General features: G+C 40.2%; 10 protein-coding genes. All 10 read left to right on the top strand.

What is annotated here, in order from left to right; genetic code table 11:
- On the top strand, positions 1-503 hold a 503-nt coding region (locus Q0212_RS09220), incomplete at its 5' end, for a DNA polymerase III subunit gamma/tau C-terminal domain-containing protein (RefSeq protein WP_297924753.1).
- Positions 500-829, top strand: a complete 330-nt coding sequence (locus Q0212_RS09215) for a YbaB/EbfC family nucleoid-associated protein (protein WP_297924751.1) — start codon at positions 500-502, stop codon at positions 827-829. The genes Q0212_RS09220 and Q0212_RS09215, both read left to right, overlap by 4 nt.
- A gap of 54 nt (positions 830-883) precedes the next feature.
- Positions 884-1,477 carry a recombination mediator RecR gene (recR, locus tag Q0212_RS09210; RefSeq protein ID WP_297924748.1) on the top strand — a complete coding sequence of 198 codons (594 nt, stop codon included), beginning with the start codon at positions 884-886 and terminating at the stop codon, positions 1,475-1,477.
- Positions 1,478-1,572: 95 nt separating this feature from the next.
- Positions 1,573-2,133, top strand: a complete 561-nt coding sequence (locus Q0212_RS09205) for a nitroreductase (RefSeq protein ID WP_297924746.1) — start codon at positions 1,573-1,575, stop codon at positions 2,131-2,133.
- Between the two features lie 3 nt (positions 2,134-2,136).
- Positions 2,137-2,595 carry a YiiD C-terminal domain-containing protein gene (locus Q0212_RS09200; RefSeq protein ID WP_297924744.1) on the top strand — a complete coding sequence of 153 codons (459 nt, stop codon included), beginning with the start codon at positions 2,137-2,139 and terminating at the stop codon, positions 2,593-2,595.
- Positions 2,596-2,680: 85 nt separating this feature from the next.
- The gene (locus Q0212_RS09195; protein ID WP_297924742.1) at positions 2,681-3,439 is read left to right on the top strand and encodes a TetR/AcrR family transcriptional regulator; all 759 of its coding nucleotides are present in this window, start codon (positions 2,681-2,683) and stop codon (positions 3,437-3,439) included.
- Positions 3,440-3,481: 42 nt separating this feature from the next.
- On the top strand, positions 3,482-4,582 hold the full coding sequence (locus tag Q0212_RS09190; RefSeq protein WP_297924740.1) for an efflux RND transporter periplasmic adaptor subunit: 1,101 nt from the start codon (positions 3,482-3,484) through the stop codon (positions 4,580-4,582).
- A 5-nt stretch (positions 4,583-4,587) separates the two neighbouring features.
- A complete protein-coding gene (locus Q0212_RS09185) occupies positions 4,588-7,692 on the top strand; it encodes an efflux RND transporter permease subunit (RefSeq protein ID WP_297924738.1) in 3,105 nt (1,034 codons plus the stop codon).
- Between the two features lie 919 nt (positions 7,693-8,611).
- Positions 8,612-9,211, top strand: a complete 600-nt coding sequence (locus Q0212_RS09180; RefSeq protein ID WP_297924736.1) for a hypothetical protein — start codon at positions 8,612-8,614, stop codon at positions 9,209-9,211.
- Positions 9,212-9,557: 346 nt separating this feature from the next.
- Positions 9,558-10,838: a B-box zinc finger protein gene (locus tag Q0212_RS09175; RefSeq protein ID WP_297924735.1), complete on the top strand. Its 1,281-nt coding sequence runs from the start codon at positions 9,558-9,560 to the stop codon at positions 10,836-10,838.
- Positions 10,839-10,976 lie beyond the last annotated feature (138 nt).

The following is a 10,976-nucleotide window of genomic DNA, read 5'->3' as shown; positions in this document are numbered from 1 at the left end:
CTGAACCTGAACCTGAACCTGAACCTGAACCTGAACCTGAACCTGAACCTGAACCAACAGCTATTGTTTTGCCATTTCAGCAAGCTAAAGTTCAAACTGTTGCTAATGATGAGCTTATATGGACACCACAAGCTTGGTATGATTGGGTAATGAGCAGTGGTTTAACAGGCATGGCCTCCAGTTTTGCCAAACATGGTTTATTACAGGGGCAAAAATTGGGAACGGCAGTGCTACAAATTGCGCCACGCCACGAAGTATTGGCTCAGCAGGCGTATGAGACTGTTAAAAAACGACTACTACAAGATTTTGCTCAATTAGAGTTACAATTAGCTTTAGTTGAACCAATCGCACAAACACCATTACAGCTAGAAGAGCAGCGTTTATTGGCAATACGTCAACAGGCACAAGCAGAGTTCTTGGCTGATCCGATGGTACAAAACTTAATGCAAACCTTTAATGCACAATTAATTGTGGACTCTTTGATAGTTGGAGATAAAAAATGAATGTACAAGCATTAATGCAACAAGCTCAAAAAATGCAAGAGCAAATGCAAAAACAAATGAAAAAAGCACAAGATGAATTAGCCGTAACCGAAGTAACGGGTGAGTCTGGTGCGGGTTTAGTTAAAGTCACGATGACTGGCAAACATGATGTTAAGCGTGTGGTGATTAGTCCAGAGTTAATGCAAGAAGAAAAAGATATTTTAGAAGATTTAATTGCTGCGGCGGTGAATGATGCAGTACGTAAAGTAGAAACTGTCACCCAAGAAAAAATGGCAACAGCTAGTGCAGGTATGGGGTTACCTGCAGGATTTAAAATGCCGTTTTAATCGACCTCACCTCAACCCTCTCCTAAAAGGAGAGGGCGTTCTTGAGCCTTTTTTATGTTTAGTCCTCTTGTTTCAGAATTAATTCAAGCATTACGTGTGTTACCCAGTGTTGGCCCAAAGTCAGCACAACGTATGGCTTTACATTTATTAGAACGAAATCGTCAAGGCGGGGAGCATTTGGCCGAAGTCTTAGCCAAAGCTATGCAAGAGGTACAACATTGCCAACAATGTCGAACTTTAACCGAACAAAAAATTTGTCAAATTTGTGCCAATCATGCCCGCGATCATCATGTGTTGTGTGTGGTTGAGTCACCTGCCGATATTTTAGCGATTGAGCAAAGTGGCAGTTATAGTGGTTTATTTTTTGTATTAGCAGGGCATTTATCACCTTTAGATGGTATAGGCCCGCAAGAATTAGGCATTCCATTATTAATCAATCGTATCAAGCAAGAAGGCATAGAAGAGTTGGTATTAGCAACCAATGCCACTGTCGAAGGCGAAGCCACCGCTCATTATATACGTGAAGCGTGTAAACATTACGCGGTAAAAGTAACGCGTATTGCTCATGGTGTGCCCTTAGGTGGCGAATTAGAAATGGTTGATAGTCATACTTTGGCGAGAGCTTTGAGTCAAAGACAGAGTTATTAAACAGTTTTGCTTGTAACTAAAAAATCCTTGTCATAAAGCCACTTTAAAGGCTAAGTTGCAGAAAATTTAGCATTATTTGGCAAGAGATAAACTTAATGGATACTTTAACCGCTTTATTGACTCGCACTTCTCATGGTGCATTAACTGAGCCAGCTCCCAATTCAGCCGTTTTAAATCAAGCCTTTCAAGCCGCTTTACGCGCACCCGACCACCGAATGTTGCGTCCGTGGCGATATTTGATTATTGAGGGGGAGGCACGTCAGCGTTTGGGCGAATATTTTTTGCAGGCAGGTTTACAAGATAATCCACAATTAGCCGATGTTGAACAACAACGCTTATTAAAAATGCCTTTACGTGCGCCAATGATTATCGTAGCCATTACTACCTTTAAAGAAGATGCCAAAGTGCCAATGGTTGAGCAAGTTTTAAGTACAGGTGCAGCGGTACAAAACTTTTTATTGGCTTTACATGCTCAAGGATTTGCTAGTATGTGGCGTACAGGTTGGGTCACAGAACATCCAATTATTAAACAATCGTTAGGTGTTCTGTCTAATGAACAAATTGCAGGTTTTGTCTATGTGGGTACGGCAGCAACGGCACTTAAAACACCAACTTTGTTAAATGTTGATGATTTTGTCCAAACATGGCAGGGTTAAATCATGGAGCAGCAAGCCGCACTCAATTTTTTGCAGCAGTATTTACAAAAGCATTTACCCTTAACTGTTGCGATGCAAGTGCAGCCTCAAGTTTACGATGGTCAATCTTTACAGCTTTTTGCACCATTAGCGGTCAATCATAACGACAAAGGCACAGCCTTTGCTGGTAGTTTAAGTAGCTTAGCCACGGTATGTGGTTGGTGTTTGGTGATGCTATGGACAAAAGAAAAATATCAACAAGCTTGTCAGGTGACTGTGGCAACCGCACAGATTGATTATAAAAAACCTACCACCAGTGATTTTATCGCCATTGCCAAATTGCCCTCAGCCGAACAATTGGCACAAGTACAGCAAAGTTTAATTCACAAAAAAAGGGCGCGTATCACCGTTAGCATAGAAATCCATGACCAACAAGGTATGACTGTGCAGCAAGTGGCGGATTATGCTATTTGGGTGGTATAACAAAAATTGCCGCAATAATCACAAGCGTTCACTAGACAGTTGCCTTAACATACTCTAAGGTATGGACATACTCTGGAGTATGTTTATGCGCGATAAACTAATCACTATTCTAAAACACTTGAGCCAGCAGCATCCGCTACAACAAATTAGTGCTGAGCAGGTGGCTCAAGCTGCCCAAGTTTCAGTAGAAGTGGTCTTGCAAACTTTAGGTTCTGCCGAAAACTATCCTGCCTTAATTGCCTATGAGCAACCTAATATTACCCGTGATCGTATTTTGTGTGCAGCCATGACCGTGTTTGCTCATAAAGGATGGCAAAAAACATCTTTAGATGAAGTGGCTGCGGTTGCAGGCATGACTAAAGGGGCGATTTATTGGCATTTTCGCAACAAAAACGATCTATTTTTTGGCCTATTAGATGCTCGCTTACAACGAGATATTTCGCCTGTGCAAAATGAAATTCAAGCAGCCATTAATTTGGCCAAACAAGGCGAGCCATTAACGGCAATGACTGAGTTATTTAGCCAAGCATGGTCGCGCTCGGCAGGTGATAGTGCGTGGTCACGTTTGTATTTAGAGGTAATGAGCCAAGCTCAAGAACCCGAAATTGCCCAACGCTTATCAGGACTGTATGAGCATATTTGGCATTTATCCAGTCAGTTTGTCGAGGCCATGCAACAGGGTGGGTTAACACGACAAGATTTTTCGCCACAAACCTTAGCCAAATTATGGTGCGTGATTTTTGATGGGGTGATGGCAGCCGCCATTGCTAATCCAAATTTAGATGTTCGGAAATTAGCAGAGCAATTTATGCCGATTTTATGGCAAGGCTTAGCACCACGTTAATAAACAAGAATGATTGATATTTATTTAGAGGGTAAAATAACCATGTTTAAACCCAAATTAATCTATGTTGCTGTTGTGGCAACATTATTAGTGACGGCTTGCGGTGAAGAAAAAACCAGTGCAACAGCAACCGTGTTACCAGCAACGCCTGCTAGTTTAGAGCTTGCCAAAACCGATGTAGCCACTGTTGTTGAGCAACGTTTGCAAAAGAGTGTGTCGTTAACAGGTCAATTACAAGCCCTCAATTACACCACTGTTCAATCGGAAGTAAACGCCAGTGTCGCTCAAGTCTTAGTGCGCGAAGGCGAGTCAGTTAAAAAGGGACAAACATTGGTGCAGTTAGCCACTCAAGACTTACAAGCACGAGCCAAACAAGCCGAAGCAGCATTAGCCTCTGCCAAAGCAGAGTCTGTATTAGCCAATGCGGTTAAAGAGCGCAACGAACAATTATATAAAGACCATTATATTTCCGACATTGATTACAAACGTGGGATTGCCGAAGCTCAAGCACGCAGCGAAAACGTCAAGGCGCAAGAGTCTTTATTGAGTATTGCTAAAAAAGCCTTAAATGATGCAGTGATTGTGTCACCAATCAGTGGTGTCGTTGCCAAGCGTCATATACAAGCAGGGCAAATGGTGGCAATGAATAGCCCTGTGTTGGATGTCGTGGATTTGAGCCAATTAGAGTTGGTAGCCAGTATTGCACCCGAACATTTAGCCTCGTTACAAGTTGGTCAAACTTTACAATTTAATGTTCAAGGATTTAACGAGAACTTTTCTGCCAAAGTGAGTCGAATTAATCCTGTTGCCGATGCAGCTACACGTGCGGTGACGTTTTATGCTACGGTGCAAAATCCACAAGCCCAGTTAAAAGCAGGTTTATTTGTGCAAGGTGTTTTGGCTTTAGGCTCAGCCACACAAGGTTTAGTCGTGCCTAAAACAGCATTAAGACATGAACAAAATCAAGATTTTATTTGGATTATTGAAACAAATAAATTAACTAAACGAGCAGTTAAGGTTGACATTGTTGATGATAAAACGGGATTAGCCTTAATTAGCCAAGGTGTGCAACTTAGTGAAAAAGTGGTGTTAGCCCAGCTTAATGCACAAGCCGTTAATATGCCCATTAAAATCGTGGAGTAATAATTATGTGGTTAACACGTGTCAGTGTGCAAAACCCTGTATTTGCTGCCATGATGATGTTTGCATTAATGGTATTGGGTTTATTTGCCTATAAAGATGTTGGGGTGGAAGAGTTTCCCAATGTCGAATTTCCCTTTGTGATTGTTTATACCAATTACCCCGGTGCATCGCCCGAAGTGGTGGAGTCAGATGTTACGCGTAAAGTTGAAGATAGTGTTAACACCATTTCAGGTGTCAAACGAGTAATTTCTACTTCTTATGAAGGACATTCTTTTGTGGCTATTGAGTTTTATCTCAATGTGCCTGTCACGGTGGCGGTGCAAGATGTGCGCGATAAAATTGCGGTACTCAAAACCACTTTTAGAGATGAAATTAAAGACCCGATTGTTGAACGTTATAATCCGGGTTCAGTGCCAGTATTGTCGTTGGCATTTACCTCAACAACTTTGCCGATGCGTGAGCTAAGCACCTATATTGATCAAAAAATCAGTAAACGTCTACAAACCGTGTCGGGTGTGGGTAAAGTCGAAGTGTTGGGAGCAGTTAAACGCGAAGTCCGTATTAACTTAAAACCACAAGCCCTACAAGCGTATCGGATTGGTGTCGATGAAGTCTTAAGAGTGTTACAACTCGAAAATTCTGAATTGCCATCGGGTACGATTAAATCAGGTAATCAAGAGCAAGTTGTACAAATTAAAGGCCGTTTGGCTGAGCCAGAACAATTTAAGCGTTTAATTGTGGCGCGTCGTCAAGGAATGCCAATTTATTTAGAGCAAGTGGCAGATGTGGTTGATGGTGAGCAAGACTTAGAGTCAGCGGCATTAATCAATGGTCAACCTGCCGTCTCTTTGGATGTGATTAAAAGCTCTGGTGCAAACGTCATCGAAGTGGTTGATAAAGCCAACGAAACCCTTGCCGAAATTCGCCAACAACTACCAGCAGGTGTAAGCATGACGGTGGTGGCGGATAGCTCAAAGTCTATTCGTGCCTCTTTGGCCGATGTGCAAAAAACCTTATTAGAAGGGGCAGCATTAGCGATTTTAATTGTCTTGTTATTTTTGGGCTCATGGCGTAGCACGGTGATTACAGGCTTAACCTTGCCCATCTCGTTATTAGGAACAATTTTCGCCATTTATTATTTTGGTTTTACCATCAATTTAATGTCATTAATGGCCTTATCGTTGTGTATCGGTTTGTTGGTGGACGATGCGATTGTTGTCCGTGAAAACATTGTGCGTCATGCAGCAATGGGCAAAAGCCATTATCAAGCCGCTTTAGATGGCACCAATGAAATTGGTTTAGCGGTCTTAGCCACCACCTTAACCATTATTGCCGTGTTTTTACCTGTTGCCTTTATGGGCGGTATTATTGGTCGTTTCTTCTTTCAATTTGGGGTAACAGTCAGTGCGGCAGTGTTGTTGTCGATGTTTGTTAGTTTTACTCTTGACCCGATGTTGTCATCTGTTTGGCCAGATAAACATAAACATGGTGAAAGACGTACAGGCTTTGGTGGCTTTTTAGATAAATTCTCCGACTTTTTGGAATGGTTGGGCGATATTTATAGCAAATTAATTGCATGGTCATTACGTCATCGGCGTATTACTTTAGGTATTGCTTTTGCGAGCTTGATAGGCGCGTTTTCTTTATCGGGCATGATTGGTAAAGAATTTGTGCCTGAGCCTGACTTAAGCGAAATTGGTGTCGGTTTTGAAACCGCTCAAGATTCTTCTTTAGAATATACGTTAAGTAAAGTACATCAAGCCGAGGATATTATTAGACATTATCCCGAAGTGATTAGCACCTACGCTACCATTAACACCAGTTCTGATCCGGGCCGAAACCAAGCCAGTATTCGGGTGTTGTTAAAACCCAAACAGCAACGCACTTTAAGCCAAAAAGAGTTGATTAATATTTTTCGTCAGCGTTTAAATCAAATTGCAGGCATTAATATTACCTCGGTTGCGGCGGCTAAAGAATCGGTATCGGGTGGCATGAAGCCGATTATGCTCAGTGTGCAAGGTTCTGACCTTAAAGAATTGCAACGTATCTCGCAAGAAATTGCCGATGGTATGCGTAAAATTGATGGTTTGGTGGATATTGAATCGTCATTAAAAGCCAGTAAACCAACAGTGGCGGTTGAGCTTAATCGTGATGCGGCCAGTGATGCAGGGCTAAGTGTGGCCTCTATTGGTAATGCTTTACGCCCCTTATTGGCAGGCGATGCAGTCACCACATGGCAAGATGCTCAAGGTGAAAACTATGATGTGCGCGTGCGTTTGCCCGAAACTGAACGCCAACAAGTGACTGATTTAAGTAATCTACATTTTGCTAGTACACGCAAAGACCCACAAACCGATGCGCCGTATATGATTCCTTTGGGACAAGTGGCAACTTTTGAGCAAAGCGAAGGAGCAGCACAAATTAATCGCCGTAACTTAATGCGTGAAGTATTAATTCAAGCCAATACCGATGGTCGTCCTGCGGGTGATATTGGTGTCGATGTGAAGAAGTTGCAAGACAGTATTAAATTGCCTTCGGGTTATCGTTTTGAAACCGAAGGCGCAAATAAAGATATGGCGGAGTCAGCAGGTTATGCAGCTACTGCATTATTGTTAGCCATTATCTTTATTTACATGGTTTTAGGCTCACAATTTAATAGTTTTCTTTATCCTGTTGCGATTATGACTTCTTTGCCTTTGTCGTTAATTGGCGTATTTATGGCCTTGTTTGTGTTTAGTAGTACGCTCAATTTATTCTCGATTATTGGTATTGTTATGCTCATGGGCTTAGTCACCAAAAATGCGATTTTATTAATTGATTTTATTAAAGTGGCGGTAGAAAAAGGCGAAGAACGTACCCACGCGATTGTGATGGCAGGTCGCACGCGCTTACGCCCGATTTTAATGACCACGATGGCGATGGTGATGGGCATGATGCCGCTTGCTTTGGGTTTAGGAGATGGTGCAGAACAACGCGCACCTATGGCTCATGCGATTATTGGTGGGGTAATTACGTCCACACTATTAACCTTGATTGTTGTGCCTGTCGTTTATACCTATTTGGATGATATTAAAAAATTGGTAAAGAGGGCTTTGACGAAGAAAGTTTAGTTGATAAAGGGGATAGATAATTACAGTCTATCCCTTGTTAAGAATTTACGCATAGATATTTGAGTTTAGTGTAGCCCAAAAACAAGCGGGGCAGATAAACTGCCCCGATTTGTTTCCATCCCGCTGTTCCTTACACAACCTTGTGTTTCCTTTCCATTTAAACTTGCCTCTCGGCAGGTAGTCCATTTCCTATTTCCACTGACGCTTCCAGACGAATCCTTAGTAGCTTCTTGCCACTTCCTTTTGTACTTCCAAGTACTATCAGCGTCCTAGCTAATCCTTAACGGCCTTGTTGCATTCATCATGAATGTCTTGTCCAAAAATCCTGCAACAACCTTGTTGTGTTAATATTAACATAAAGAAGATTAACTACAAGTACTCCCAGCCAACTAAATAACCACAACTCTATCTATGTTTTTTATTTTTTGTTTTTAAAACAGCAGGTTAATATTTTGTTGTGAAGAAAAATGACTATTTTTGCGATAAAATACTACGTTAAATGTAGTATTATTACGACAAAATAAGTCTTCTAAAATAACGTAAAAATAACAGCCTAATAACAAAAACCAACAGCAAAAAAATGCATTTTGCAATACCTTTATACAGACAATATAGCACTAAGCGAAATGCCATTAACATTATAACGATAAGCACCGTGTTTTAAGATGATCGCTTAGTATATTCAAAAATCAGGACTGACGTATTTCTCCGAAAGCTCGTGTTGAACGAAGTCGAAACAAGTACGTTTTTGTGAATATGAAATCGTTGACAACGGTTGAAGTGTGCACAAATAAGTGATAGCCGCATAAGTCCAAAAAGTTTTGTGTTTGATTCGAGTTTTGCGAAACTAAGAGGTTTGTGAATGAGAAAATACCAGCCAATTTCTGCTCTTTTGGCTTGTTTATCAGGGGTATTCTGCATGCAAAATGTATTTGCAGACCCTAATCATCCTCATCAGCCATACTTATTATCTATCAAATTAGCGCCAGCATTTTGTGTATTAAATCCTGAAAGACAAAAAACAAAACAATGCCAAGAAGGATATGCCATTATTGTCCATGGTTTGTGGAAAGAAAAAAATGTCGTTAAGGAAGAATCTCCTTGTACTGAGCAGCCTCCAGAGCTATCACCTGTGCAGCAACAAGTTTTAGAAAGAATTATGCCAGACGAGGAAATGCGTAATAAGGCATGGCAGCGTTATGGGGCATGTACAGGTATGTCTGCACAAGAGTATTTTCGGGTAATTATGAATTATGCAAACAAACTTCGCCTACCTAATATTTTTAAAGAAGAAAGCAGAGATGATCGTTCATTTGATCAAGAATATTTAGTTCAAGAAATTCAAAAAATAAATATCAATTTACCTGAAAAAGGTTTTTATTTACGTTGTCAAACTAAACAAGATAAAACTTTTTTGACAGAGGTCAGAGTATGTTATGACAAGTTAGGACAATTTGCGGAGTGTAAGACTTATCAGCCTAATTGTCCTCAACTAGTGACGCTCAGAGCTGTTAAGTAGGGTATTCAGAAAGCAGTTATCAAAAATATTTAAAAGTTTAGAGTTAAATAGGGGCTATTGACGTTTTGCTTGCGGTGCATATGCAAAATATCAATAGTTCCTAAGTTTATTTTTACTTTTTTTAGACGTCTAATCAAATCTTCATTAAATTCTATCTGCTTAGAGTCACAGTCTGTAACGATTTATTGATGTTAGTATCCATATCTTGCATAAAATTGTGATCAATTCGTTAGATTAATTGTCCTCTGTTATGACGTAATTACCCTGATTTTTTTGATTGCGCCATAGATCAAGCTCTCCTACACTTAGCACTATTTTGTCTATGTAAAAATACAAGTGAATTTATATGACTACCCAATACTGCAAATATCATCCGCTATCTCAAGCAAATTGGTATTGTTCTACTTGTCAAATGAGCTTGTGTGATGATTGTATTCAACCATCCGTTGAGAGGGAGGTATTACCAACTTGCTTATTGTGCAGTAAAGAAGTGAGTAGTTTACAACAGGCAGAAGTAGTGGTGCCTTTTTGGTTGCAATATACACATTTTATGCGTTTGCCTTTGAGTTTATTGGGGATTTTTTTATTAATTGTTTTATTTGTCTTTCCGCAGCTTTTTCCAGATAAGTTGATGTTGCTTGCGGCATTGATGGCTTATAGCGTATCTGCATTGTATGGCTGGTCATTAATGCAACAGTCTGCAACAGGCGAGTTAAAAGATATAAACTTACAAACACTTGTCAAACAAACCAAAGGATTAGCCCTACAAATATCCTTAGTGATGGGAGTTGTGCTGACAGGATTAGATTGGTTGTCGTTGCATTATAGTAAAGTAGCTATGCTCTTAAATATAGCGGCTGCTATTGTTTTTCCTGCAATGTTGATTAGTGCGACTGTGGATAAAAGTCTTAGTGCCTTATTCAAAGTAGATCAAATTAAACAGGTTATTTCTTCATTAAGATTTTTTTATGTACCTGTTTTTATGGTATCAGTGGTACTTTGGTTAATTAGTTTTGCAGTGATTAGTTTATTGGCTGATGTGTTAATGCCATTAACTGCTCAGGGACTCAATCAATCATTACACGCGTATGGCGTTTGGGTCATGATGTCTGTGGTGGGTTATGTGTTGTTTCAATTTCAACAAGTATTAGGCATAGAGTCGCAGACTAAACACAAAAAACGTTCGGTAATCGCTAAGCAAACCGATAAGCAAATAGCACGATTGGAAGTATATTTAAAAGAAGGGGCATTTGATAAGGCCGCAAGTTTATTAAAAACTTTAGCAGAGAAACAGCCTAATAATAGTGATATTCAAGAAAAATATTATCAATTACTCGTATTTATGAAAGATACCGAGTTAGCACCTTTGCAAGCATCAAATTATATGAATGCTTTGTTGCAAAATGGCCAAAAACAACAAGCTTTACAAGTTTTTCTTAAATTGAAATGCCTTATTCCTGATTTTAAGCCAGCTAGTCCAGAAATGAACTTTGATTTGGCAAAAGCATTTATGGAAACGGGGGATTATCAGCGAGTTGTTGATTTATTAACGGATTTACATAAAGAGCATCCACATTTTCTGCAGGGAAACATATTTCAAGCGCTCCTGCTGGTGCATCTACTCTAGGTTCAGCGGTATACTTAGACCATAGGCCCAACATGACGCCATTTTTCAAAGCAAACATAACAAAAGTCGGAGACTCCTCAATAGGTTTTAATCCAAGCACCTCTTTCTGGTCAGTCGTAACGAGAACCTCCGGCATCT

The organism is uncultured Agitococcus sp. (assembly GCF_937920075.1).
Taxonomy (GTDB): domain Bacteria; phylum Pseudomonadota; class Gammaproteobacteria; order Pseudomonadales; family Moraxellaceae; genus Agitococcus.
The sequence above is the reverse complement of the archived record's forward strand: the minus strand, read 5'-3'. Positions and strand labels throughout refer to the sequence as shown.

What these genes read in the sequence shown, in the direction of transcription:
- Q0212_RS09215 (WP_297924751.1), top strand. Translation starts at nt 500, where the DNA reads ATGAATGTACAAGCATTAATGCAACAAGCTCAAAAAATGCAAGAGCAA.
- recR (WP_297924748.1), top strand. Translation starts at nt 884, where the DNA reads ATGTTTAGTCCTCTTGTTTCAGAATTAATTCAAGCATTACGTGTGTTA.
- Q0212_RS09205 (WP_297924746.1), top strand. Translation starts at nt 1,573, where the DNA reads ATGGATACTTTAACCGCTTTATTGACTCGCACTTCTCATGGTGCATTA.
- Q0212_RS09200 (WP_297924744.1), top strand. Translation starts at nt 2,137, where the DNA reads ATGGAGCAGCAAGCCGCACTCAATTTTTTGCAGCAGTATTTACAAAAG.
- Q0212_RS09195 (WP_297924742.1), top strand. Translation starts at nt 2,681, where the DNA reads ATGCGCGATAAACTAATCACTATTCTAAAACACTTGAGCCAGCAGCAT.
- Q0212_RS09190 (WP_297924740.1), top strand. Translation starts at nt 3,482, where the DNA reads ATGTTTAAACCCAAATTAATCTATGTTGCTGTTGTGGCAACATTATTA.
- Q0212_RS09185 (WP_297924738.1), top strand. Translation starts at nt 4,588, where the DNA reads ATGTGGTTAACACGTGTCAGTGTGCAAAACCCTGTATTTGCTGCCATG.
- Q0212_RS09180 (WP_297924736.1), top strand. Translation starts at nt 8,612, where the DNA reads ATGCAAAATGTATTTGCAGACCCTAATCATCCTCATCAGCCATACTTA.
- Q0212_RS09175 (WP_297924735.1), top strand. Translation starts at nt 9,558, where the DNA reads ATGACTACCCAATACTGCAAATATCATCCGCTATCTCAAGCAAATTGG.